The organism is Actinosynnema pretiosum, assembly GCF_024171695.1.
Taxonomy (GTDB): Bacteria; Actinomycetota; Actinomycetes; order Mycobacteriales; family Pseudonocardiaceae; genus Actinosynnema; species Actinosynnema pretiosum.
Window position 1 is genome coordinate 22,289 of the sequence record NZ_JAMTCF010000024.1, and the last position, 23,102, is coordinate 45,390.

Annotated in this window: 22 protein-coding genes and 4 tRNA genes; 16 read left to right on the forward strand and 10 right to left on the reverse strand. The window is 71.7% G+C overall.

Annotation, left to right across the window (positions count from 1 at the left end):
- Nucleotide 1 precedes the first annotated feature (1 nt).
- The 7 genes from LV78_RS35240 to LV78_RS41890 all read left to right on the forward strand — a co-directional run bounded on the left by LV78_RS35240 (nt 2) and on the right by LV78_RS41890 (nt 6,695).
- Nucleotides 2-328 carry a hypothetical protein gene (locus LV78_RS35240; RefSeq protein ID WP_253850446.1) on the forward strand — a complete coding sequence of 109 codons (327 nt, stop codon included), beginning with the start codon at nt 2-4 and terminating at the stop codon, nt 326-328.
- A 78-nt stretch (nt 329-406) separates the two neighbouring features.
- Nucleotides 407-1,813 (forward strand): DNA cytosine methyltransferase, encoded by a 1,407-nt coding sequence (locus tag LV78_RS41270; RefSeq protein ID WP_301307955.1) that lies wholly within the window; start codon nt 407-409, stop codon nt 1,811-1,813.
- A gap of 16 nt (nt 1,814-1,829) precedes the next feature.
- Nucleotides 1,830-2,795, forward strand: coding sequence for a bifunctional DNA primase/polymerase (locus tag LV78_RS35255; protein WP_253850447.1), 966 nt, complete (start codon nt 1,830-1,832; stop codon nt 2,793-2,795).
- Nucleotides 2,792-4,333, forward strand: coding sequence for a YfjI family protein (locus tag LV78_RS35260; protein WP_253850448.1), 1,542 nt, complete (start codon nt 2,792-2,794; stop codon nt 4,331-4,333). The genes LV78_RS35255 and LV78_RS35260 overlap by 4 nt, the downstream gene beginning before the upstream one ends.
- Before the next feature lie 199 nt (nt 4,334-4,532).
- A complete protein-coding gene (locus LV78_RS35265; protein WP_253850449.1) occupies nt 4,533-4,931 on the forward strand; it encodes a hypothetical protein in 399 nt (132 codons plus the stop codon).
- Nucleotides 4,932-5,148: 217 nt separating this feature from the next.
- Entirely contained in the window at nt 5,149-5,358 is a 210-nt protein-coding gene (locus LV78_RS35270; protein ID WP_253850450.1) for a helix-turn-helix domain-containing protein, read from the forward strand.
- Nucleotides 5,355-6,695 (forward strand): site-specific integrase, encoded by a 1,341-nt coding sequence (locus LV78_RS41890; protein ID WP_253850451.1) that lies wholly within the window; start codon nt 5,355-5,357, stop codon nt 6,693-6,695. Before LV78_RS35270 ends, LV78_RS41890 begins: the two co-directional genes overlap by 4 nt.
- A 119-nt stretch (nt 6,696-6,814) precedes the next feature.
- On the opposite strand, the gene LV78_RS35280 is transcribed toward LV78_RS41890, so the two are convergent.
- From LV78_RS35280 to LV78_RS35295, 4 genes are all read right to left on the reverse strand, one after another.
- Nucleotides 6,815-6,886: transfer RNA gene (locus LV78_RS35280), tRNA-Val, on the reverse strand.
- 50 nt (nt 6,887-6,936) lie between these two features.
- Complete coding sequence (locus tag LV78_RS35285) at nt 6,937-7,356, reverse strand: TIGR02611 family protein (RefSeq protein WP_253850452.1); 420 nt, start codon at nt 7,354-7,356, stop codon at nt 6,937-6,939.
- Nucleotides 7,357-7,370: 14 nt separating this feature from the next.
- Nucleotides 7,371-8,171, reverse strand: coding sequence for an anti-sigma factor (locus LV78_RS35290; RefSeq protein WP_253850453.1), 801 nt, complete (start codon nt 8,169-8,171; stop codon nt 7,371-7,373).
- Entirely contained in the window at nt 8,168-8,821 is a 654-nt protein-coding gene (locus tag LV78_RS35295) for an RNA polymerase sigma factor (RefSeq protein WP_253850454.1), read from the reverse strand. Before LV78_RS35295 ends, LV78_RS35290 begins: the two co-directional genes overlap by 4 nt.
- Nucleotides 8,822-9,065: 244 nt before the next feature.
- On the opposite strand from LV78_RS35295, the gene LV78_RS35300 reads away from it, so the two are divergent.
- The 5 genes from LV78_RS35300 (at nt 9,066) to LV78_RS35320 (ending at nt 10,554) form a co-directional block, all read left to right on the forward strand.
- Nucleotides 9,066-9,491, forward strand: coding sequence for an SsgA family sporulation/cell division regulator (locus tag LV78_RS35300; RefSeq protein WP_015800852.1), 426 nt, complete (start codon nt 9,066-9,068; stop codon nt 9,489-9,491).
- Between the two features lie 134 nt (nt 9,492-9,625).
- Nucleotides 9,626-9,698 (forward strand) — tRNA-Gly (locus LV78_RS35305).
- A gap of 60 nt (nt 9,699-9,758) precedes the next feature.
- Nucleotides 9,759-9,830, forward strand: a tRNA-Cys gene (locus LV78_RS35310).
- A gap of 1 nt (nt 9,831) precedes the next feature.
- Nucleotides 9,832-9,903: transfer RNA gene (locus tag LV78_RS35315), tRNA-Val, on the forward strand.
- A gap of 231 nt (nt 9,904-10,134) precedes the next feature.
- Nucleotides 10,135-10,554 carry a hypothetical protein gene (locus tag LV78_RS35320; protein ID WP_253850455.1) on the forward strand — a complete coding sequence of 140 codons (420 nt, stop codon included), beginning with the start codon at nt 10,135-10,137 and terminating at the stop codon, nt 10,552-10,554.
- Between the two features lie 139 nt (nt 10,555-10,693).
- Here LV78_RS35320 and rox read toward each other — a convergent pair whose 3' ends face one another.
- The 4 genes from rox to LV78_RS35340 all read right to left on the reverse strand — a co-directional run bounded on the left by rox (nt 10,694) and on the right by LV78_RS35340 (nt 15,339).
- The gene (rox, locus tag LV78_RS35325) at nt 10,694-12,124 is read right to left on the reverse strand and encodes a rifampin monooxygenase (RefSeq protein ID WP_253850456.1); all 1,431 of its coding nucleotides are present in this window, start codon (nt 12,122-12,124) and stop codon (nt 10,694-10,696) included.
- 277 nt (nt 12,125-12,401) lie between these two features.
- Nucleotides 12,402-13,310 carry a trypsin-like serine peptidase gene (locus LV78_RS35330; RefSeq protein ID WP_253850457.1) on the reverse strand — a complete coding sequence of 303 codons (909 nt, stop codon included), beginning with the start codon at nt 13,308-13,310 and terminating at the stop codon, nt 12,402-12,404.
- Nucleotides 13,311-13,458: 148 nt separating this feature from the next.
- Nucleotides 13,459-14,103 (reverse strand): response regulator, encoded by a 645-nt coding sequence (locus LV78_RS35335; protein WP_253850458.1) that lies wholly within the window; start codon nt 14,101-14,103, stop codon nt 13,459-13,461.
- A 12-nt stretch (nt 14,104-14,115) separates the two neighbouring features.
- Complete coding sequence (locus tag LV78_RS35340) at nt 14,116-15,339, reverse strand: sensor histidine kinase (protein WP_253850459.1); 1,224 nt, start codon at nt 15,337-15,339, stop codon at nt 14,116-14,118.
- Between the two features lie 368 nt (nt 15,340-15,707).
- On the opposite strand from LV78_RS35340, the gene LV78_RS35345 reads away from it, so the two are divergent.
- Nucleotides 15,708-16,919, forward strand: a complete 1,212-nt coding sequence (locus LV78_RS35345) for a cytochrome P450 family protein (protein WP_253850460.1) — start codon at nt 15,708-15,710, stop codon at nt 16,917-16,919.
- 58 nt (nt 16,920-16,977) lie between these two features.
- Here LV78_RS35345 and LV78_RS35350 read toward each other — a convergent pair whose 3' ends face one another.
- Nucleotides 16,978-18,393, reverse strand: coding sequence for a short-chain fatty acyl-CoA regulator family protein (locus LV78_RS35350; protein ID WP_253850461.1), 1,416 nt, complete (start codon nt 18,391-18,393; stop codon nt 16,978-16,980).
- A 204-nt stretch (nt 18,394-18,597) separates the two neighbouring features.
- On the opposite strand from LV78_RS35350, the gene aceA reads away from it, so the two are divergent.
- From aceA to LV78_RS35365, 3 genes are all read left to right on the forward strand, one after another.
- A complete protein-coding gene (gene aceA / locus LV78_RS35355) occupies nt 18,598-19,866 on the forward strand; it encodes an isocitrate lyase (protein WP_253850462.1) in 1,269 nt (422 codons plus the stop codon).
- Between the two features lie 53 nt (nt 19,867-19,919).
- Entirely contained in the window at nt 19,920-21,521 is a 1,602-nt protein-coding gene (aceB, locus tag LV78_RS35360; RefSeq protein ID WP_253850463.1) for a malate synthase A, read from the forward strand.
- A 168-nt stretch (nt 21,522-21,689) separates the two neighbouring features.
- Nucleotides 21,690-22,265, forward strand: coding sequence for a TetR/AcrR family transcriptional regulator (locus tag LV78_RS35365; protein ID WP_253850464.1), 576 nt, complete (start codon nt 21,690-21,692; stop codon nt 22,263-22,265).
- Between the two features lie 379 nt (nt 22,266-22,644).
- Here the strand turns inward: LV78_RS35365 and LV78_RS35370 are convergent, their stop codons facing one another.
- The gene (locus LV78_RS35370; RefSeq protein WP_253850465.1) at nt 22,645-23,067 is read right to left on the reverse strand and encodes a VOC family protein; all 423 of its coding nucleotides are present in this window, start codon (nt 23,065-23,067) and stop codon (nt 22,645-22,647) included.
- Nucleotides 23,068-23,102 lie beyond the last annotated feature (35 nt).

Here is a 23,102-nt window from a genome sequence, read left to right on the forward strand (position 1 = left end):
CATGAGCGACAAGATCCGCTTCGCCGTCCTGCTCTACCCGCACCCGACCGAGAGCAAGGGCTGGCTCAGCGACGTGATCTGCAGCGACGGCCCACACGTCATGAAGCCCGCCCGCCCCTACGAGCAGGCCGTGGACGCGGTAAACGGCGAGCTGGAGAACCTGTTCAGCTACCTGGCCCCGCAGCAGGTCGAGGTCTGGACGATCCACACCAGCAAGCCGGTGGCCAGCGAGCTCAAGCTCCTGTCCTCCACCGCCATGTTCCGCCGCCTGGCCGCCCTGGACGGTGACGGCGTCACCGTCGACCGCCAGACCGTCCGCATCCGCTAGCCCGCCCTGCGGGTGGCCGGGCCACGCGCCCGGCCACCCGCCCCGAGCACCGCCACACCGAGCAGGACGGAGCACGTGATGAGCCTGACCTTCACCGACATCTTCTGCGGCGCAGGGGGTTCCTCGATCGGCCTGAGCGCGGCCGGGTTCACGCTCAAGCTGGCCGCGAACCACTGGGCCAGGGCGATCGACACCCACGCGGCGAACTTCCCCGACGCCGAGCACCTGTGCGCGGACGTGTCCAACTACCCCATGCGCTCGCTGCCGCGCACCGACGTGCTGTGGGCCTCCCCGATCTGCACCGAGATCAGCCCCGCCGGTGGGCGCCGCCGCCAGCGCGCCCAGCTCGACCTGCTCGACCACGCCCCCGAGCCGGTCGCCGCCGCCGGGTTCGAGCGCACCCGCGCCACCTTCCACGACGTCATCCGCGCCACCGAGGTCCACCGCTACCGCGCGGTGATCGTGGAGAACGTGGTCAACGTCGCCACGGACTGGCAGCTGTTCGACTGGTGGCTCACCGGCATGAAGACCCTGGGCTACCAGGTGCAGTTCGTCTCCGTCTCCTCAGCCCACGTCGGCGACCAGGCCAACCCGCACGCCCCGCAGTGGCGCGACCGGCTCTACATGGTCTTCACCCGCGACGGGGTGCCGCTGCCCGACGTCACCCCGCGCCCGCAGGCGTGGTGCTTCACCTGCGAGCGGGCGGTGCGCGCCAAGCAGGTGTGGCGGCGTCCGCGCGTGCGGCGCATCGGCAAGTACGGGCAGCAGTACGACTACCGCTGCCCCCGCGCGGCCTGCCGCCACGCGCTGGTCGAGCCGTACGTGCTGCCCGCGTCCGCCGCGATCGACTGGAACGACCTGGGCGAGCGGATCGGCGAGCGCGCCCGCCCGCTGACCGGCACCACCATGACGCGCATCCGGGCCGGGCTGGCCATGTTCGCCGGTGAGCCCACGATGGTCACCGTCACCCACGGCCAAGGCGAGCACGGCCGCGCCTACCCCGCCTCGGCCGGTCCGCTGCCCACCCGCACCGCCAAGATCGGCGACGGGCTGGCCTGCCCGCCGATGCTGGTGCCCTCGGGCGGCACCTGGCGCACCCAGGCCACCCCCGCCGCCACGCCGATGCCCGCCCGCACCACCAGCGAGACCGACGCCCTGCTCTGCCCGCCCGGCACCGGCGGGCGGCCCGCCCCGGCCGACGCGCTGGTCATCCCCTACAGGCGGGGCGCGAAGCCGCACCGCCCGGACCGGCCGATCTCGACCCTGGCCACCCGCGCCTCCCACGGCCTGCTGCACACGGACCTGCGGATCGAGGACTGCCGCTACCAGATGCTGCGCCCCCGCGAGCAGCTGCGCGCCCAGCGCTTCCCGGACAGCTACACCGTCACCGGCAACGTGTCCGAGCAGACCATGCAGGCCGGGAACGCCGTCTCCGCCAACGTCGCCCAGTGGCTCGGCACCGCCGTCGCCCACGCCCTCGCCTGAACAAGGGAGGTTCGCCATGCGCTCGAACAGCACCACGCTCACCGCGGCCCTGCACGCCGCCGCGCGCGGCTGGCACGTCTTCCCCCTGCGCCCCGGCACCAAGAAGCCCGCCCTGCACGGCGTTCGCCACTGCCCGCGCACCGCTCCGTGCGTGGACGGGCACCTGGGGTGGGAGCAGCGCGCCACCACCGACCCCGACACCATCCGTCGCTGCTGGTCGGCCGGGGAGTTCAACATCGGCATCGCCACCGGCCCCTCAGGGTTGGTCGTGGTCGACCTGGACACGCCCAAGTCGCCCGCCGACGTGCCCCCGGACGGCTGGAACCGGGAGGGGGTCCTGGATGGGCACGACGTGTTCGACCTGCTCTGCCGCGAGGCCGGGCAGCCGGTGCCGTGGGAGACCTTCAGCGTCCGCACCACCAGGGGCGGCACCCACCTCTACTACCGGGCGCACGAGGGCACGGCGCTGCGCAGCACGAAGGGCGAGGAGGGCAACGGCCTGGGCTGGAAGGTCGACACCCGCGCGCACGGCGGCTACGTCGTGGCGCCCGGCAGCAGCACCCCCACCGGCTCCTACACGATCACCGACGACCTGCCCGTGGCCGACCTGCCCCCCTGGTTGCACCAGCGCCTCACCCCCAAGCCCGTGGTGGCCCGCACAGCCGCCCCCCAGACCGGCTCGGAGCAGCACTCCGCCTACGTGGACGCGGCGGTCCGGGGCGAGTGCGACAAGGTCGCAGCGGCCGCCTCAGGGCGGCACAGCAGCGTGCTGTTCACCGCCGCCGTCGCCCTCGGCCAGCTGGTCGGCGGCCAGGCACTCCCCTCGGCTACAGCCGAAAACGCCCTCCACCAAGCCGCAGCACACATGGTCAACAGCCGGTGCGGCTGCACCGACCGCGAGATCACCCGCACCATCACCAACGGCCTACGCGCCGGAATCAGCCGTCCGCGCACCATCCCCAAGGCAGGAAACGCAGCATGACCACCCCAGCCCGCCCGCTGCACGCCGTCCACGACGGCGACCAGGCCACCCCGGCCACCGCGCCGGAGTGGGAACCGCCCATGCCCCTGGGCACCAGCCGCGCCGTCCCCGCCTTCCCCGTGGACGCCCTGCCCGACTGGATCGCCGCCCACGTCACCGCCGTCGCCGACCTCACCCAGACCCCGCCCGACCTCGCCGCGTGCCTGGCGCTGGTCGCCCTGTCCACCGCCGCCGGTGGCCGCGCCCGCGTCCAGATCCGCCCCGGCTGGGACGAGCCGGTCAACCTCTACTCCGTCACCGTGCTCCCGCCCGCCTCCCGCAAGTCCGCCGTGTTCAAGGCCATGACCCGCCCCATCCGCGCGGTGGAGCGCGAGCTGGTGGAGGAGGCCAAGAGCGCCATCGCCGCCGCCCGCATCGGGCGCCGCGTCGGCGAGGAGTTCGCCGCCCGCGCCGAGAAGGCCGCCGTCAACGCCGACGCCGCCGACCGGGACGCCGCCCTGGAAGCCGCCGTGAACGCCGCGCTGGAGGTGGACGAGTCCCTGCCGGTGGTGCCCCGGCTGATCGCCGACGACGCCACCCCCGAGGTCGTGGCCACCCTGCTGGCCGACCACGGCGGACGCATCGCCGTCCTCAGCGCCGAGGGCGGGCTGTTCGGCACCCTCGCAGGGCGCTACTCCGGCGCGCCCAACCTGGACGTGTTCCTCAAGGGCCACGCCGGTGACCTCCACCTGGTCGACCGCCAGGGCCGCGAGGCCACCGCCGTGGAGGAGCCCGCCATCACCCTCGGGCTGACCATCCAACCGTCCGTGCTGGACGGTCTGGCCCGGCACGAGTCCTTCCGGGGCACCGGATTGCTGGCCCGGATCATGTACTCCCTGCCCACCAACACCGTCGGCAGCAGGATCGCCCGGCCCGCGCCGATGGCGCCCGCGGTGGCCGAGACCTACGACCGGCGCATCCGCGCCCTGGTGCGCGAGCTGGCCGAGTGGACCGACCCCGCCGTCATCCCCTTCACCCCCGCCGCCGACGACCTCATGGCCGAGCTGCAGGACGAGATCGAGCCCCGCCTGCACCCGGTCACCGGCTCCTGGGCCCACCTCGGCGACTGGGGCGGCAAGCAGGCCGGACTCACCGCCCGCATCGCCGCCCTGCTCCACATCGCCCACAACCCCACCGCGTGGAGCGGGGCCATCACCACCGACACCTTCACCGCCGCCCGCCGCATCACCGACTACGCCGCCACCCACGCCCTCGCCGCGTTCGACCGCATGGGCTCCGACCCGATCGTGGACGACGCCCACGTGGTGCTCGACTGGATCGAGCGCACCCGCCCGACCAGCTTCACCGTCCGCGACCTGTTCACCTCCCTCTCCCGCGCCCGCTTCCGCAAGGTCGGCGACCTCACCCCGGCACTGGAGGTGCTGGAGCAGCACGGCCACATCCAGCTCGCACCGGCACCCGTGCGCTCGGGACGGGGCCGCAAGCCGAGCCCGACCTACTACGCCCACCCGGTCTACCGCGCGGAGCAGGACCGGTGACCCGCCGCAGAAACCGCAGAAACCGCAGAAATCCCCGGAACCACCTGTTCGCGCAGGTCAACGAGCTACCGAAGCTTCCGGCTCGCCAGCCGCAGAAAGTCGCAAAAAAGCCGCAGAAAACCCGTGCGGGCCCTCGCGTGCGTCGCGGACGCCCCAATCAACCAGACCTGCCCACCCCCACGATCGGAAAGGCCGACCGGTGGAACTGCCCCACTACGACTACTTCGACGCCGTGCTCGACGCCCTCCACGAGGCGGGCCTGCCGCCCCACAACTGCTTCGCCGAGTCCCCCGACGGGACGCGCCTGGAGGCCGTCTTCACCTGGACCGCCTGGACCTCAGGGCTCAACCGCGAGGAGCTCCCGCACGGAGTCCTGATCATCTGGACCCAGTTCGACGGGTGGGAGTACGCGCCGTTGCGCGGCAACGGCTACAACGAGGACCCCGCAGAGCTGTGCCGGGAGTTCATCCCCTCTCCGGCGTCCCTCGTGGAGGTGGTCCGCCAGCTGATGCAGGCCCCCGAGACGATGCCGGGCGACGGCCGTCCGTGGGCAAAGGCGGCCGAGCTGGAGCGGGCGCTGGAGGAGTGGGAAGACTAGGCCGAACGGCCGCCTGGGCGGGAGCCTCCGGAATTCTGCGGCAATTCTGCGGCATTCTGCGGCTCCCGACCATGATCACCTCTCGCCATGGTTGACCTGCACAAACACCCCCATCCATCGAATTCTGCGGTTTCTGCGGTTTCTGCGGCAGCCAAGAGGCCTCGCCAGCCGCACCCCTTGCCACCCCGACCTACCCCGACACCTGAAGGAGACCCTCATGAGCGAGCACGAGACCGCCCCTCAGCCCGCCCTCATATCCGTCACCCAGGCCGCCAAGATCCTGGGCCTGAGCCGGGCCACCGCCTACCGGTACGCCAGCAAGGGCCTGCTGCCCGTCAAGAGGTACGAGAACAGCGTGTACGTCCTGCACGCCCAGCTCATCGCCTCTTTGACCCCTGACAACGACCCGACCGAGGAGGCCGCGTGAGCAAGCGCAAGAAGCCGAAGCGTCCAGAGGGCAGCATCTACCAGCGCGGCCGGAAGTGGGCCTACGCGTTCGACGGACCGCCGCACCCGCTCACCGGCGAGCGCCAGCGGATCAGCAAGAGCGGGTTCGCGACGGCGGACGAGGCCGGAGAGGCGATGGACGAGGCCCGTGCCGCCGTCAAGGCCGAGACCTACGTCAAGCCCAACCGCGCCACCGTGGCCGACTTCTTCGAGGCCTGGTTCCCCTACGTCCGCACCACCACCGAACCGACCACCGCGGCCAACTACGCCGCGCTCGCCCGCGCCTACGTGCTGCCGTGGATCGGCAAGCGACCGATGCGGGACATCGTTCCCTCCGTGCTCGCCGCGCTGTACGACCACCTGCTCACCGAGGGGCGCCGCAAGCGGGACACCAACTGGGAGATGTACCAGGTGTGGCTGGACGCCCAGGTGGCCAAGCGGGAGATCCGGCCGCGCGAGATCGCGGACAAGGCCGGGGTGAGTTACGCCGCTGCTCACAAGGCGGTGCAGCGCTACCGGGCGGGCCGATTCCCCACGAAGCCCGCGCCGGGACTGTCGGCCAAGACCGTCAAGAGCGTGCACATCATGCTCAGTTCGGCCTTCACCACGGCGGTGGTGTGGAAGTACACGAGCGGCAACCCGGCCGCGCTCGTGAAACCGCCGTCCGTGCCGCGCAGGTCGCACAACACCTGGACCCCGCAGGAGATGACCCGCTTCCTTGAGGTCGCCAGGACGGACCGCCTCTACGCCCTGTGGGTGCTGATGGCCTCCACCGGAATGCGTCGCTCCGAGGTCTGCGGGTTGCGCGCACCCGCCCTCGACCTGGTTTCCGGCACGATCCGCATGACCAGCACCAGAGTGGTCGCCGGTGGAAAGGCCAAGGACGGCAGCGGCAAGAGCGCGAGAAGCCGTAGGCAGTTGGCGTTGGACAGGTTCACCGTCCAAGCGCTGCGCGTCCACCTCGCACAGCTCGACCAGGACAAGCGGGACTGGGGCGCGGGTTACCAGGACGTCGGGCTGGTCTTCTGCTGGGAGACCGGCAAACCGATCTACCCGGACACCCTGACCGAGCGGTTCAACCGCCTGGTCGACCTCGCAGGGGTGCCGCAGATTCGCCTGCACGACGTGCGTCACAGCTACGCGACCATCGCGCTCCGCTCGGGCGTGCACCCCAAGATCGTGAGCAGTCGGCTCGGCCACTCCACCGTGGCCTTCACGCTCGACACGTACTCCGCCGACGTCCCGGACCTGGACCGGCAGGCCGCCGAGGACATCAGTGGTCTATTCCTGCCGCCCAGCGGAGAGGAGGACGAGTGACCTGCTGACAGGCAGTTGGCTACCGTTTCGGCTACCGAACCTCGGTTTCCGGTCGTTCCTGCCTGTCCGCAAAAATAGGTGTACCCCTGACCTGCTGGTCAGGGGTACACTATGCGGTGTGGGCGATACAGGGATCGAACCTGTGACCTCTTCGGTGTGAACGAAGCGCTCTCCCGCTGAGCTAATCGCCCTCATTCAGTTTTCCCGCCCCGCTCTCGCGGTGTGTGCATACCGTACAACATCACCCCCGGTTTCCAAAAATCGGGCTCTCCAGCCACGCCCAGTCCAGCCCGAACCAGCCTCCCACCAGCGAGAACGCCCCGAGCAGCCAGCAGGTCGCCAGGACCACCAGGCACGTGCACGACACCACGAGCAGCTTCACGACCACCGACTGGCGCTTCAGCCACTCGACCCACGCGTCGTAGTAGCGCTTCGCGAACTTCAGCAGCCTGCCCGCCCACGCGAACTCCGTCGCCAGGATCGCCAAGCCCGCGAACACGACCAGCCAGCCGGGTCCGGGGTACGGGATCATCACGACTCCGAGGACCAGCACCAGCCCGCCGACGACCCCGACCCCGATGCGGTACGCCAGCCGCAGCGCGGGGTTGCGGCGGAACCACTTCGGGGTCGTGCCGATCGTCTTGTCCTCCTCGGTGCGCATTCGCCCATCATGGCTCACGCCGGTGTCACCAGGCCCGACGCGACTACATCCGATGGGGTGGCCGGCGCGGTCCTGCCCGGTTCCAGGGAGATCGCGTAGCGGTCGTGGGCGGCTGCCTCCGCGTTCCACGGGAGGAGTTCGGGGGTTCCGCCCTGAGCCGGGACGTCGAAGGTCGCCAGGGGGACCGGGGCCTCGCCGGTCAGGCCCCAGACGACGTAGACCTCGGCCTGGCCGTTCGGGGTCAGGGCTAGGGGGACCACTGCGGCATCGCCTGCTGTCGCCAGGAGGACGGCCTTGGGGTCGCCCGACTGCGACTGGAGGACGGTTCTGGACGCACCCGGATCGGCCGCCACGGAGAGCGCCCGCTGGTAGCGGTCCGCCCGCGCGTCGCCCTCGGCGACCTGGTCGGTCAGCTGGGACAGGCGCACTGCGGCTGCGGTGCCCGCCAGGAGGACCAGAGCGGCAGCCGCGGCGGTTGCCAGCCTCGCCCAGTGGCGGCGGGGCCTCAGCGGCACCACCGGAGGCACAGCGGGCGCAGGAGGCGTGGTGGGCGTGGCGGGCGTGGCAGTGGGGACGGCGGGCTCCGCGTCCACCGCCGCCAGCAGCCTGGCGCGCAGACGCGGCGGCGGGTCGTGCTGCTCCACGGCGCCGCCGATCACGGCCGCCACCTCCTCGGTCTCCCGCACCACCCGCGCGCACCGCGCGCACCCCGGCAGGTGCGCCAGGAACGCGACCTCCTCGTCCGGCCCCAGCGCCCGCAGCGCCCACCCGGCCGCCAGCTCCTCACCGGAGCAGCGCCCCGACTCCCCCGTCACCGCCGCGCCTCCGTCGCCTCGTCGTTCTCCCCGGTCCACACGGACCGCAGCAAGCCCCTCAGCCGCCGCACGGCCGCGAACGTGCGCGACTTCACCGTGCCCAGCGGCACCCCGGTCAGCGCCGCCACCTCGGCCTGCGTGTACCCGCCCAGGTAGGCCAGCGACAGCACCTGCCGCTGGTCCTCGGGCAACCTCCCCAGCGCGGCCCGCACCTCGGCGCCGACCAGCCCGGCCAGCGCGGCCCCGTCCGCGCCCTCCGCGGGCGGCACTGCGCGCTCGGACACCTCGTCGGTGAGCGGCACCGAGCGGACCCTGCGGGTGTTCTCCCTGCGGACCGCGTCGACCGCGCGGTGGTGCACGACGGTCATCAGCCACGTCCCGAACGCGCCCTTGGCGCTGTCGTACCCTTGTGGACTGCGCCACAGCACCAGGAAGGCCTCCTGCACCACGTCCTCGGCGAGGTCGGGGTCGACGCAGATCCTCCTGGCCAACGAGTAAGCCGGGCGACCGTAGCGGTCGTACAGATGTCCGAACGCGGTCCGGTCCCCCTCGACCACCCGCGCGACGAGGGCGGCGTCGACCGCTCTTCCGCCCGTCGTGGCAGGTGTCGGGGGGTCTGGGCGCGGCGGCGGTGCGGGCGGGTAAGCCACCAGAGAGGTCCTCACGTCCAACATTCGCGCAACAGCCGGTACCGGGTTCAGGTTAAACCGAGCAAGATGGCCCTAGAGGGGACATCAGCAGATACAGAGAGTAATAAAACAGGCACGTACAGAAGTCTTGTTAGCCCAGAAGGGTGATAAACGCCCCGATGTCGAGCGTTCCTCGCCACAGACACGTCACATCTGGCGAACTCGGTCGTTTGCTAGGCCGGGAAGGGAGAAGAGGGTAACGACGATGCGCAATGACCACGTCACGCTCCGCTCAACAGCGGTCTTCGACCTGCTGGCGCCACGCACCCCGGCTGTTCCGGTGCAGGTGGAGCTTCGATACGACACGAAGGACCCGTACGCGGTCATCGCCGCGTTCCGCACCGGCCGCGCCGGGTGGGTCGAGTGGGTGTTCGCCCGCGACCTCCTCGCCGACGGCCTGATCGCGGACGCGGGCGACGGCGACGTCCGGATCCGACCCGCGGCCGACGACCCCGAGGTGGTGGTGATCGAACTCAGCTCGCCGTCAGGGCACGCCATGTTCGAGGCCTCCGCGCAGGAGCTCGCCGACTTCCTCGACCGGACGTACGACGTCGTGGTGCCGGGGAACGAGCACCTGTGGGTCGACGTGGACGAGGCGCTGACGCACCTGATCTCCAACGACCTGAGCTGAAAGCGCAGGTAGCAGGGCTGGGGGACCCCCGATTTGATTCTCCGACCAGGTGTGTAATAAAGTTCCTCCTGCACCGAGGAAGACACGAACACCGGAGCCCGAAAGGGCAAAGGCGAGTGAATTCCGAGGGGCGTGCGGATGTAGCGCAGTTGGTAGCGCATCACCTTGCCAAGGTGAGGGTCGCGAGTTCGAGTCTCGTCATCCGCTCGGCAGAGGGCCCCTTGGGCTCAGGCCAAATATTCGGTGTGCTAGCATTCCGGAGAAGTTGGCGGAGTGGCCGAGTGGCTTAGGCAAGGGCCTGCAAAGCCCTGTACACGGGTTCGATTCCCGTCTCCGCCTCGGACGATTAGCTCAGCGGGAGAGCACTACCTTGACACGGTAGGGGTCACTGGTTCAATCCCAGTATCGTCCACAGGAGAAGGTCGAACGCCCGGTAGGTGGTTAACCACCTACCGGGCGTTCTGCTGTGCGCGGAGCACTTCCGGTCGGGCCACGAGGATGACCAGCGTCACGCGCGAGCAATTCCCCGCAGCCCCCCGAATGGACCGGGCTCCACCCGCTCGCCGGGTGGAACGCGGCTCCGCGCACCACTCCATCCGTGGTTCGCCGATTCTTGCGGCGGCCGGTGAGAAGAGGAGTCATCGTGCGGTACGGGCGTTCGGACGACGAGTGGGAGACGCTGGCGGAGGAGGGGAAGAGATTCCTCGTCGAGCAGGCGGAGATGAAGCGCATGACCACGTACACGGAGTTCAACGCGACCATCGCGCGGCGGACGGGTCTGCGCGCGTTCGACTTCGACGCGGAGTCCGAGCGGGCCGCGCTCGGCGACCTGCTCGGGCAGATCGCCCAGGACGCGTTCGCGGAGACCGGCGGGCTGCTGATCAGCGCGCTCGTGCAGTACCTGAGCTCGAACGACGCGGGGTCCGGGTTCTACGCGCTGGCCAGGGCCAAGGGGCTGCCGGTGCCGGGCAACGCCACCGAGCGCCAGCTGTTCTGGGCCGGGCACGTGGGCGCGGTGCACAAGCACTACGCGCGACCGGTCGCGCGCAGGCACAGCGTGTGACGCGGCCCGCGGGCTCGGCCTGACGTCGGCCGCTCCCCGGTGGCGGGGAGCGGCCGACGTCTGCGGGTCGGGTTCGGGGCAGCGGCGGGGGGCGGAGCAGCAGCGGGGTCGGGGCAGCAGCGGGGTCGGGGCAGCGGGGTCAGGGCGTGGGAGCGCCGAACCACTCGCGCAGGCGGGCGTCCAGGGCTCCCTGGTCCTCCCCCGCCCAGGCCACGTGGCCGTCCGGGCGGAGCAGCACGGCGGGCTCGGCGAGCTGCTCGCCGACGTCGACGACGTGGTCCACCCGGTCCGCCCAGCGCGACGCGGTGAGCGCCCCGGTCTGGTCGAGGAGCAGGCCCCGGCCTGCGCGGGTGAGCTCGTAGAGGCGGGAGCGCTTGAGCTGGAGGTCGCGCAGGCGCCTGCCGACCAGCGGGTGGTCGTCGCCGAGGTCGTAGCGAAGGTCGATGGCGACGACCTTGCCGATGAGGTGGCGGTTGACCTCCTCGAAGTCCATCAGCTCGGACAGCAGCTCGCGGACGGCCACCGGGCCGGGTTCGGTGGAGATCAGCTGCATCTGGGCGCGGGTGTTGTCCAGGACGCCGCGGGCGACCGGGCGGCGTTCGGTCCCGTAGGTGTCCAGCAGGGTCGGCGGGGCCCAGCCGTTGACGGTGGCGGCCAGCTTCCAGCCGAGGTTGACGGCGTCCTGGAGGCCGAGGTTGAGGCCTTGGCCACCGGTGGGCGGGTGGACGTGGGCGGCGTCGCCCGCGAGCAGGACGCGGTCGACGCGGTAGCGCTCGGCGAGCCTGGTGGCGTCGCCGAAGCGGGAGAGCCAGCTCGGGTTCCTGGCGCCGAAGTCGGTTCCGGCGGTGGCGCGGAGCTGGGCGGCGAACTCGTCCAGGGTCGGCGGGGTGGAGCGGTCCTCGGCGACCTCGTCGGCCGGGACGACGACGCGGTAGCGGCCGTCGCCGAGCGGGCCCGCGCCGAAGCGGAGCTGGGTCCTGCGGACCTCGGTGACGATCCTGGTGATCTCCTCGGGGGGCGCGGTGAGCTCCAGTTCGCCGAGGAGGGTGTCGACCTTGCTGGGCTCGCCGGGGAACGGGATGCCGAGGAGCTTGCGGACGGTGCTGCGGCCACCGTCGCAGCCGACCAGGTGGCGGGCGCGGAGGGTGGAGCCGTCGGCGAGCTCGGCGGTGACGCCGTCGGCGTCCTGGGTGAGGCCGGTGAGCCGGGCGCCCCTGCGGATCTCGGCGCCCGCGCGGAGGGCGTGGGCGGTGAGCAGGGACTCGACGACCGGTTGGGGGATGCCGAGGACGTAGCCGTGGGCGGTGTCCAGTGCGCCCGGCGGGAGGGGTTTGGTGATGCCCGCGAAGAAGCCGCCCAGGGGGTGCTTGGTCCCGCGCGCGAGGAAGTCCTCCAGGAGGCCGCGCTGGTCGAGGATCTCGATGCTGCGCACGTGCAGGCCCAGCGCGCGGACGTGCGCGGGCGGTTCCGGCTCCCGGTCGAGGACCAGGGTGTCGACGCCGTGCAGCCGCAGCTCGGCGGCCAGCACGACACCGGTCGGTCCGGCGCCGACGATGATCACGTCAATCATGGTTGCCCGTTCGCCGTGGTTGGTTCAGCCTGCCGCCGCGCGGGGTGGGGCGCAGCGCGGGAACCCGGTCGGGCCGGGGTCCTCGCGGCTTCGGGCGGAGATTGTGCGGCCGGGTGGGGGGGCTTGCGGCAAGAGGGGGTGTGCGCTATACGTTGGGAGTGGCGGGGAGTGGTGTCCGCCTTTTCTCCCCCGGTTCCGGGGATCGCCGAGGTGGTCGACGTCGCGTTTGACCGCGCCGTGCCCGCGCCACCGGGGTGCGGTGGCGCGGGCACGCCGGTCAGGCCGCCTGGGCCTGGTTGTAGAGGTTCTGGGCGTCCGCGCCGAAGTACGGGCCGAACATCCAGAACGGCAGGATCACGATCTTGTAGCTGTTCACCGAGATCAGCGTTCCCGTTCCGGTGGCCTCGGAGAAGCCGTGGAACCACGGGCCGCCGCTCGCGCCTCCGGTCATGTCGCAGGTCAGGCCGATGCCGGAGCTGAGGAAGGCGTTGAAGGTGGTTCCGCTGCAGTAGACGAGCTTCGTGCCGTCGTACGGGTCGGCTGCTGGGTAGCCGAAGGCGTAGGCGGGGGCGGCCTTCGGCTGGTTGAACGCGATGCCCTGGGCGCCCACGACGTCGGTGAGGTTCTGGCCGTTCAGCTGGTTGACGACGATCGCGCCGACGTCGTAGTTGATGTCCTCGGTCGCGTTCCACTGCGGGGTGCTGTAGGTGGCGCGGGCGGTCCAGGTGCCGTACGGGGTGGCGCCGTTGTCGTAGGCGGGGACGAAGACGACGTTCGCGTGGTACGCGCCGTCGAGCTTGACGCAGTGGCCTGCGGTGATCACGGTGCTCTTGTTGGCGCTGGTCACGGCGTTGCCGCTGCACGAGGCGGTGCGGCCCTGGTAGGTGAAGAAGACGCGGCCCGCGGTGGTGACGACGGCGCCGCCCCCGGTCCACTGGGCGCCGCCGCTGGGGATCGCCTCGGGGGCGATCTGGGCCGGTAGGGCGGCGGGGACGTCCTTCACGTCCGACGGGGCGACGGTGGGCAGGTCCAGCGGGGCTGCGGAGCGCATCCGGTCCGGGGTCCAGTAGTCGGACACCTCGGACGGCTTGGGGGTCTTGGACGCTTCGGGGGCCGCTTGGGCCAGCGGGACGGCCAGCAGGGGTAACAGGAGGGCGATCGCCAGTGCTCCCAGTGGTGCGCGCATGGGGTTTCCACCTCTCGTGGGCGGGCGGCAGGGACCGTCACCTGGAAGCTACCGACGAGGGGTGGGCGCGCGTCTCCGGCTAACGGGTGAGGTCGCCGGGCGAAAACCTTTGCGGGGTGGCGAGTGGCGGTTTGTCCACTGTGGATGGTCAGCGGGACGCGTCGTGCACGGTGATGGCCACCTGGGTCCGGTTGGCCGCACCCAGCTTGGCCATGATCCGTCCGATGTGGACCTTCACGGTCGACTCGCTGAGGAACAGCTCCTTGGCGATCTCGGCGTTGCTCGCGCCCCGGCCGACCGCCTCGGCGACCTCGCGCTCCCTCGGGGTGAGGCCGGACAGCCTGCGGCGCGCCTCCGTTCGGCCGTCCGGTTCGGCGGCGAACTCCAGCAGCAGGCGCTTGGTGACGCCGGGCGAGATCATGGCCTCGCCGCGCGCCACCACGTGCACCGCGCGCACCAGGTCGCGGGGCGGGGTGTCCTTGAGCAGGAAGCCGGTCGCGCCGCCGCGCAGGGCCGCGTGCACGTACTCGTCCAGGTCGAACGTGGTGAGCACGACGACGGCGGGCGCGTCCGGGAGGGCGGTGACCCTGCGGACCACCTCAAGGCCGTCGACGCCGGGCATCTGCACGTCGGTGAGCACCACGTCCGGGTGGAAGCGGTCGACCAGGTCGAGCACGTCCGAGCCGTCGGCGGCCTCGGCGACCACGCGCAGCTCGGGGTCCGACTCCAGGATCAGCCTGATGCCGCCGCGCACGAGCTCCTCGTCGTCGAGCAGGAGCACCTTGACCGCCACCGCGCCGTCCGTTCAGCAGGGGAACTCAGCACGGACAACGTACCCGCCGCCCTCCGCTCGCGCGGACACCGTCCCACCGGCCTGGGTCACCCGCTCGCGCATCCCGAGCAGCCCGTAGCCGGAGCCGGGAACGGCGCCGCCGGGGCGCGCGGGGACGCCGTTGGCGACCTGCACCACCAGCCGCTCCCCCACCTCCAGCAGCACCCGGACGGGCGCGCCGGGGGCGTGCTTGCCCGCGTTGGTCAGCGCTTCCTGGACGACCCGGTAGGCGGCGCGGCCGACCGCCGGTTCCACCTCGGGCAGCGGGTCGGGGCGGACCAGGTCGACCCGGCCGGGCGCGTCGGCCACCAGGGACGCGATGCCGGGCAGGCCGGGGGCGACCACCTCGGACTCGTCCTCGCGCAGCACCCGCAGCACGTCGCGCAGCTCGGACAGGGCGGCGGAGCTGGACTTGCGGATGATCTCGGCGACCTCGGCGGTCTGACCGTCCGCGATGACGGTGAGGGCGCCTGCCTGGAGGGCGATCACGCTGACCCGGTGGGCGACGACGTCGTGCATCTCGCGGGCGATGCGGCGGCGCTCGGCGGTGACGGCGCGCTCGGCGAGCAGGTCGCGCTCGCGCTCGGCGGTCTCGGCGCGCTCGCGCAGCAGGTCCAGCACCTTGGCGCGCTGGTGCACCCAGACGCCGGTGAGGAGGGGGAGGAGGGTGAAGACGGCGTTGGTGACCAGGTAGGAGGGCCAGTCGAGGCGGTCGGCGAGGAAGGCGGGGACGAGGAACGCGAGGTAGGTGGGGGTGGCGGCCAGCCAGGTGCGCCAGGTGAAGCCGTGGCGGGCGGCGGTGGTGTGCAGGCCGATGACCAGGACGGTCCGTGGGGCGGTGAGGAACACGCCGAGCACGCCCATGACGACCGAGAGGAGCAGGCCGATCGCGACGGTGAGCAGGGGCCAGCGCCTGCGGACCAGGAGGGCGGGGGCGGTGAGGAGGAAGGTCGTGGTGGCTGCGGGGCCGCCCCTGGAGAGGACCTCAAGGCCGGCGCCCGCGGTGATCGCGGCGGCTACGGCGAGGTCGAGGAGGAAGAGGGAGCGGCGGCCTTGCCAGGTGGTGTCCAGCCAGGGGACGCGGGACCAGAACTCGGGACGGGAGGTTCTCGGGCGGGCGGTCCTCGGGCGGGCGGTCCTCGGGCGGGCGGTCCTCGGGCGGGGCGGGGCGCCGTCGGGGGGTGCCGCGCTCTCCACGCCTGGGGCTCCTCACGTGCCGGGGCGGCGGGCGCCGCTCGTCCGTTCAGGTTAACGAGTCCGCGCAGGTGGGGACAGGGGTTCGGGGGTTGGACGAAAGTAGTAGATCCGGCGGGGACGGGGGCGGGGGGCGGGACGGCGTGGTTGCGTCGTTCCGTCTTGGCGATGTGGCCCGTGTCGCACGATCTGGGGGTTTTGGTGCGCGCGGACGAGGTGGCGGTCAGGTGTGGTGGACGGGTGGTGTCGCGTGGTGGTGGAGAGACGCGGTGCCGGATTAATGGCGGTCATCGCGGATAACCCCTCCGGACGACAGCCGGACGCCCGCTCGACGTGACGCGGGGCCGGTCTTCGGGGACGGAGGGAGTGCCGTGGCACTGGCATCGCGGGTGGACACAGCACGGGCGTTCGGGCGGGTTCTGCTGCCGACCCTGGCCAAGGGGGTGATCGTTCGGCGGCCGTGGGTGCTGGCGGTGGAGCAGCGCGGGCAGGCCGACGAGGCCGCGATCCGGACGGTGGCCGCGTTGCGGGCCAAGCACGGGCCGGGGCCTGTGCGGCTGCGGGTGCCTGGGCGGAGCGTGGCGCTGGTGGTGTCGGTGGAGGACGTGGTCCGGCTGCTGGACGACACGCCTGAGCCGTTCGCGCCCGCGACGGTGGAGAAGCGGGCCGCGCTCCGGCACTTCCAGCCGCACGGGGTGCTGGCCACGCGCGGGGCCGAGCGCGGGGAGCGGCGGCGGTTCACCGAGGAGGCGTTGCGGCCGGAGAACGCCGACTGGGAGCGGGTGGTTCGGGACGAGGCGGATCTGCTGGTCAGGCACGCGCGCAGCACCGGGGTGCTGACCTGGGACTCCCTCTCGCAGGCCTGGTGGCGGATCGCCCGGCGGATCGTGTTCGGGAGCGGGGCGCGCGGGGACGAGGAGTTGACGGGGCTGCTGGGGGCGTTGCGGGCGGATGCGAACTGGGCTTACCTGCGACCGCGCCGGGAGGGGGTGCGGCGGCGGTTCGAGGAGCGGGTTCGGGAGCACGCCGAGCGCGGTGAGGCGGGTGGGCTGGCCGAGGGGCGTCCGGTGCGGGACGTGGTCGAGCAGGCGCCGCACTGGCTGTTCGCGTTCGACGCGGCCGGGATCGTGGCGATGCGGGCGCTGGCGGTGGGGGCGGCCGGGGACGAGCCTGGGTCGGTGAGCGTGCTGGAGTCGGCGCGGTTGTGGCCGACCACGCCGGTGATCCTGCGGGAGAGCACGCAGGAGACCCGGTGGCACGGGGAGGTGCTGCCCGCCGGGACGACGTTCGTGATCTTCACGCCGTACTTCCACCGGGCGCACGGCGACTCGTACCGGCCGGACCTGTGGCCGCAGGGCGCGCCGGGGGTGGTGCCGTTCAGCGGTGGTCCGGCGGTGTGCCCCGGTCGGGACCTGGTGCTGGCGAGCGCGGGGTTGCTGGTGGAGGTGCTGCGGGAGCAGCTGGTGTTCCGCAAGCGGTTGCGCGAGCCGCTGCCCGCGACGCTGGACCACACCGCGCTGGAGCTGGAGGTGACCACGCCCGAGGACGCGCGGCCTCGGGCGCACGCCGGTCGGGGTGACTGAGCCCCGTTGCTGAGCCGCCGCTGAGCCGCCGCTGAGCCGAGTTGTTGGTGGGCGCGGGCTAGCGGACCTTCCCCGGTTCCAGCGGGTAGGGGATGAAGGTGCTGCGGTTCGCGTCCACGCGCAGCGGCCTGCCGACCGGGGGCATCGAGCGCTGCGGGCAGAGGGGGCGGTCGCAGGTCTGGCAGCCGGGGCCGATCGGGGTGGCCGCCGAGGCGTCCTCCAGGTCGACGCCGGTGGAGTAGACCAGGCGTGAGGCGTGCCGGATCTCGCAGCCGAGGCCGACCGCGTAGATCTTGCCGGGGCTGGCGTAGCCGCCCCGGCTGCGCGAGACGGTGCGGGCCACCCACAGGTAGCGCTGGTTGTCCGGCATCGCGGCGACCTGGGTGATCACCTTGCCGGGAGCGGAGAACGCGCCGTAGACGCTCCACAGCGGACAGGTGCCACCGGCGCGGGAGAAGTGGAAACCGGTGGCGGACTGGCGCTTGGAGACGTTGCCCGCCCGGTCGACGCGCACGAAGGAGAACGGGATCCCGCGCTCGCCGGGGCGTTGGAGGGTGGTGAGGCGGTGGCAGATCGTCTCGAAGCTCATCGCGAAGTGGTCGGAGAGGAGTTCGATGTCGTAGCGCAGCTTCTCGGCGCTCTCGTGGAACGAGCGGTACGGCAGCAGCAGCGCGGCGGCGGCGTAGCGGGCGAGGCCGATCCGGATCAGCGAGCGCACCGGGCCCTCCGGCTCGCGGCTCTCCTGGACGATCGCGTCCAGCTCGTCGCCGAACTCCAGCAGCGCGATCTGGGTGGCCATGCGGAACGCCTGCTGGCCGGGGCGCAGGTTGCCGGACAGCCGCAGCACCCGGTTCACCGGGTCGTAGTGGTGCAGCTCCCCCGCCGAGTTGTGGTTGCCCAGCTCGCCCGCGATGCCCTGGACGCGCACGCCGTGCCGGTCGGAGAGCCGGGCGGCCAGGGCGGAGCGCATCTCGCCGGGGCGGATGCCGGTGCGGCCCGCCACCTCCTCGGCGGCGGTGTCCAGCTCGGCGAAGTGGTTGGCGTGCGTGTAGAAGAAGTCCCGCACCCGCTCGTGCGCGCCGACGACCAGCTCGCCGGACCGGTCCCCCGCGACGGCGGTGAGCTGCTCGTCGGCCTGCCGGTAGCGGCGATGCAGGTCGATCACCGCCCTGGCCAGCTCGGGGCGGGAGGTGGCGACCTCGCGCAGGTCGCCGGGTGAGACGTCGGTGCCGGACAGGGCCTCCTGGAGCTCGGCGAACAGGCGGGCCGAGTCGTGGGTGGCGAAGAACGAGGCGTCCACGCCGAACGACTCGGTGAGCCGCAGCAGCACGGGCACGGTCAGCGGGCGCGAGTCGTGCTCGATCTGGTTGAGGTAGCTGGCCGAGATGCCGAGCGCGCGGGCCAGCTCGACCTGGGTGAGCCCGCGCTCCTCCCGCAGCCTGCGCAGACGTGCTCCGACGAACGTCCTGGCCATGGCGCACCTCCGTGGTGAGACGACCCAGGGTAGGGCAGTTTCGCGAACTTGCGCATTTGCTGAATTAGCAGAACGGGGGGTGGGGATTTTCTGAAATTCGCAGATTGCGTCGGTCGTCCCGGCTTCGCGGGGCGCGCATCGTTCACCGCAGCGGGACTTCAGCCGGTGGCAGTGGGTGGGACGGACGACGTGGAGGGCCTTGCGATGTTGAGCGCGGAGCAGATCGCCGAGCAGTGGGCCACCGACGCGCGGTGGGCCGGGATCGAGCGCACGTACGGCGCGGAGGATGTCGTGCGGCTGCGGGGCAGCGTGGTGGAGGAGCACACGCTGGCGCGGCGCGGGGCGGAGCGGTTGTGGGAGCTGCTGCACGACGAGGAGTACGTCAACGCGCTGGGCGCGCTGACCGGGAACCAGGCGGTGCAGCAGGTCAAGGCCGGGCTGAAGGCGATCTACCTGTCGGGGTGGCAGGTCGCGGCGGACGCGAACCTGTCCGGGCAGACCTACCCGGACCAGAGCCTGTACCCGGCGAACTCGGTGCCGCAGGTGGTGCGGCGGATCAACAACGCGCTGCTGCGGGCCGACCAGATCGAGCACGCCGAGGGGCGCGGCGGTGAGCGGGAGTGGCTGGCGCCGATCGTCGCGGACGCCGAGGCCGGGTTCGGCGGGGTGCTCAACGCGTTCGAGCTGATGCGCGGCATGATCGCGGCGGGTGCGGCGGGGGTGCACTGGGAGGACCAGCTCGCGTCGGAGAAGAAGTGCGGGCACCTGGGTGGGAAGGTGCTGATCCCGACCGGGCAGCACGTGCGCACGCTGAACGCGGCGCGGCTGGCCGCCGACGTGTCGGGGGTGCCGACGGTGGTGGTCGCCAGGACCGACGCGCAGGCCGCGACGCTGCTGACGACGGACGTGGACGAGCGGGACCGGCCGTTCACCACCGGTGAGCGCACCGCCGAGGGGTTCTACCGGGTGCGTGGCGGGATCGAGCCGTGCGTGGCGCGGGGGCTGGCGTACGCGCCGCACGCCGATCTGCTGTGGATGGAGACCTCGCTGCCGGACCTGGACGTGGCGCGCGAGTTCGCCGAGGCGATCAAGGCCCGGTACCCGGAGCAGATGCTGGCGTACAACTGCTCGCCGTCGTTCAACTGGCGCAAGCACCTGGACGACACGACGATCGCGAAGTTCCAGCGGGAGCTGGGGCACATGGGCTACAAGTTCCAGTTCATCACGCTGGCCGGGTTCCACGCGCTCAACCACTCGATGTTCGACCTGGCTCGCGGGTACGCGGAGAGCGGGATGAGCGCGTACGTCGAGCTGCAGGAGCGGGAGTTCGCGGCGGAGGCGGGTGGTTACACGGCGGTCAAGCACCAGCGCGAGGTCGGGACCGGGTACTTCGACCGGGTCAGCACGGCGCTGAACCCGAGTGGTGAGACCACGGCGCTGTCCGGGTCGACGGAGCAGGCGCAGTTCGCCTGAGGGTGGGATTCGTTGGGGCAGTTCGGTTTCCGGGCAGGAGGAGGGAGAGCGGCGTGCAGGAGTACCGCAGGACGGAGATCACCGGGGCGTTCGGTGAGCGGTTCGAGGAGGTCCTGCCCCCGGAGGCGGTCGCGTTCGTGGCCCGGCTGGACGACCGGTTCGCGGGTGGGCGGGCGGAGCTGCTGACCGAGCGGCGGGAGCGGCGGGAGGGGTTCGCGGCCGGGGCCGTTCCGGACTTCCTGGCCGAGACCGCGCACGTCAGGGACGACCCGTCGTGGCGGGTGGCGCCGGTCGCGCCGGGGTTGGCGGAGCGGCAGGTGGAGATCACCGGGCCGCCGGACCGGAAGATGGCGTTGAACGCGCTCAACTCCGGGGCTCGGGTGTGGATGGCGGACTTCGAGGACGCCACCTCGCCCACGTGGCGGAACCTGGTGTCGGGGCAGGTGAACCTGCTCGACGCGGTGGAGGGGCGGATCGAGTTCACGGGTGAGAGTGGGAAGCGGTACGAGCTGGGGGCTGATCCGGCGACGATCGTGGTCCGGCCGCGCGGGTGGCACCTGGTGGAGAAGCACGTGGTGGTCGGGGGGCGGCCGGTTTCGGCTTCGCTGTTCGACTTCGGGTTGTTCTTGTTCCACTGTGGACGGAGGTTGGTGGAGAGGGGGGCTGGGCCGTACTTCTACCTTCCGAAGTTGGAGGGGTATAGGGAGGCGCGGCTGTGGAACGAGGTCTTCCTGTTCGCGCAGGAGGAGTTGGGGCTGGCTCGGGGGACTATCCGGGCGACGGTGCTGATCGAGACGATCACTGCGGCGTTCGAGATGGAGGAGATCCTCTACGAGCTGCGGGAGCACAGCTCGGGGTTGAACGCGGGGCGGTGGGACTACGTCTTCAGCGTCATCAAGAACTTCGGGGAGCGGGAGGGTTTCGTGCTGCCCGATCGGGGGGCGGTGACGATGGAGGCGCCGTTCATGCGGGCTTACGCGGAGCTGCTGGTGCGGACTTGTCACAAGCGGGGGGCGCACGCGATCGGGGGGATGGCGGCGTTCGTGCCGAGCCGGGACGTCGAGGCGAACGCGGTGGCGCTGGAGGCGGTCGCGGCGGACAAGCGGCGTGAGGCCGGGGACGGGTTCGACGGGTCGTGGGTGGCGCATCCGGGGCTGGTGGAGGTGTGCGCGGGGGCGTTCGAGCGGGCCGATCGGGTGGGTGGGGTGGGCGGGCTGGACCGGGTGGGCGGGGTGGACCGGGTGCGGGAGGAGGTGGTGGTGACGGGGGCGGATCTGCTGGCGGTGGACCGGACTCCGGGGCGGGTTACCGAGGCCGGGCTGCGGGGGAACGTGTCGATCGCGGTTCGGTACCTGGAGTCGTGGTTGTCGGGGGTGGGGGCGGTGGCGATCGACGGGTTGATGGAGGACGCGGCCACTGCGGAGATCTCGCGGTGCCAGGTGTGGCAGTGGGTTCGGCACGGGACGCCGCTCGCCGAGGGTGGGGTGGTGCGGGAGGAGCTGGTGCGGGAGGTGCTGGAGAAGGAGCTGCTGGCGGTTGCCCCGGAGTGGCGGGAGGCGGTGCGGGAGGTGTTCGTGGAGAACACGTTGGTGGAGCGGTTGCCGTTGTTCTTCACGACCAGGGCTTACGCGCGGTATCTGGTCGAGCGCGGGTAGTGGGAGGGGATGGGCGAGGGGGCCGCGCGGAGCGGCCCCCTCGCGGCGTTTGGGCTGGTCGGGTGGGGTGTGGCGGGGATCGGGGGCGGAGGGGTGGCACCATGTCGGTGGCGTGGCGGGTGAGTGCGAGGGGTGGGTTCGGTGGAGGCTGGCGGCGGGGGTGCGGGCGTGGGTGCGGGTGCGGGCGAGGGGCGGGTGAAGCGGGCTGATGCCCGGCGGAACCAGGAGGCGTTGCTCGACGCTGCCGCTGCGGTGTTCGTGACAGGTGGGGTTGAGGCGCCGGTTCGGGACATCGCCGCCAGGGCCGGGGTGGGGGTTGGGACCATCTACCGGCACTTTCCCACCCGTGCGGATCTGGTGATCGCGGTGTTCCGGCACCAGGTGGACGCTTGTGCTGAGGCTGGGCCCGCGTTGTTGGCCAGTTGTTCTTCGCCGCACGAGGCGGTGCGGCGGTGGGCGGATTTGTTCGTGGACTTCCTGGTGACCAAGCACGGGTTGGCTTCGGCCATGCGGTCCGATGACGAGGGGTTCCAGGCGTTGCACGCGCATTTTTTGGAGCGGTTGCTGCCGGTGTTCGCCGGGTTGCTGACTGCGGCGGAGGGTGCGGGTGAGGTGCGGGAGGGGTTGGTGGCGCAGGAGGTGCTGATGGGGATCGGCAACCTGTGCATCGGGGCTGACCTTGACCCGTCTTACGACGCCCGGCGGGTGGTGGGGTTTTTGGTGGACGGGCTGCGGGTGCGTTGAGGGTTGAGGAAGTGAAGGGCAAGAGCTGAAGAGCTCGCCTCGCCGGCGGGGCAGGCCTCCAAAAAAGAGGGGGAAGGGCTCTGCCGGCCGGTGGCCGTTGGTCTTGTGGTCCCGTTGTACTACTGCGGTGGTCCGGGTCCCTCTTCTCCGTTTGGCCTCCTTTCAGGCAAGCACACTCGTCAAGACGCCGTATGACTGTGCGGTCTGCCGAACAGTGCGGCGGCATCTTGACGAGCGCGCTCGGGCTGCGCCAGGCCAAACGGAGAAGAGGGACGCGGGATTGGGGCTGCTTGGGCTCGCTGCGCTCGCCCCGCAGCCCGCGACGCGGTCAGCCCGCTAGTGCGGTTGGCTTGCGGCTAGCTGGTACTGGGTGGGGGCGTTAGGGCTGGTAGGGGGCTGCGATGTCGAGTACCCAGGTGACGCCGAAGCGGTCCTTCAGCATTCCGTAGAGCGGGGCCCAGGTTGATGGTGCCAGCGGGGCGAGGATCTGCGCGCCCTCGGACAGGGCGTTCCAGCGGGTGGTGAGTTCGGCCTCGTCGTCGCCGCGCACGGAGACGAAGAACGGGGCCGTGCCCGCGTCCCACTCGCGGGACGGGGGGACGTCGTAGGCCATCACCGCGAAGCCCTCGGGGGAGGCTGCCTGGCCCCACATGATCTGGTCGGCCTGCTCCGGGGTCTCGGCGGCGTGGGCGTCCGCGTAGGTGACCGCGACCAGGTGGCCGCCGAAGACGTCGCGGTAGAACTCCAGGGCCGCGCGGGCGTTGCCTCGGAAGTTCAGGTGGGGGGTGACGTTCACGGTCATCGGTGGTTCTCCTCGGTGTGCCGTCGTGCTGTGGG

What these genes read in the sequence shown, in the direction of transcription:
- LV78_RS35240 (WP_253850446.1), top strand. Translation starts at nt 2, where the DNA reads ATGAGCGACAAGATCCGCTTCGCCGTCCTGCTCTACCCGCACCCGACC.
- LV78_RS41270 (WP_301307955.1), top strand. Translation starts at nt 407, where the DNA reads ATGAGCCTGACCTTCACCGACATCTTCTGCGGCGCAGGGGGTTCCTCG.
- LV78_RS35255 (WP_253850447.1), top strand. Translation starts at nt 1,830, where the DNA reads ATGCGCTCGAACAGCACCACGCTCACCGCGGCCCTGCACGCCGCCGCG.
- LV78_RS35260 (WP_253850448.1), top strand. Translation starts at nt 2,792, where the DNA reads ATGACCACCCCAGCCCGCCCGCTGCACGCCGTCCACGACGGCGACCAG.
- LV78_RS35270 (WP_253850450.1), top strand. Translation starts at nt 5,149, where the DNA reads ATGAGCGAGCACGAGACCGCCCCTCAGCCCGCCCTCATATCCGTCACC.
- LV78_RS35285 (WP_253850452.1), bottom strand. Translation starts at nt 7,356, where the DNA reads ATGCGCACCGAGGAGGACAAGACGATCGGCACGACCCCGAAGTGGTTC.
- LV78_RS35300 (WP_015800852.1), top strand. Translation starts at nt 9,066, where the DNA reads ATGCGCAATGACCACGTCACGCTCCGCTCAACAGCGGTCTTCGACCTG.
- rox (WP_253850456.1), bottom strand. Translation starts at nt 12,124, where the DNA reads ATGATTGACGTGATCATCGTCGGCGCCGGACCGACCGGTGTCGTGCTG.
- LV78_RS35330 (WP_253850457.1), bottom strand. Translation starts at nt 13,310, where the DNA reads ATGCGCGCACCACTGGGAGCACTGGCGATCGCCCTCCTGTTACCCCTG.
- LV78_RS35350 (WP_253850461.1), bottom strand. Translation starts at nt 18,393, where the DNA reads ATGGCCAGGACGTTCGTCGGAGCACGTCTGCGCAGGCTGCGGGAGGAG.
- aceA (WP_253850462.1), top strand. Translation starts at nt 18,598, where the DNA reads ATGTTGAGCGCGGAGCAGATCGCCGAGCAGTGGGCCACCGACGCGCGG.
- LV78_RS35370 (WP_253850465.1), bottom strand. Translation starts at nt 23,067, where the DNA reads ATGACCGTGAACGTCACCCCCCACCTGAACTTCCGAGGCAACGCCCGC.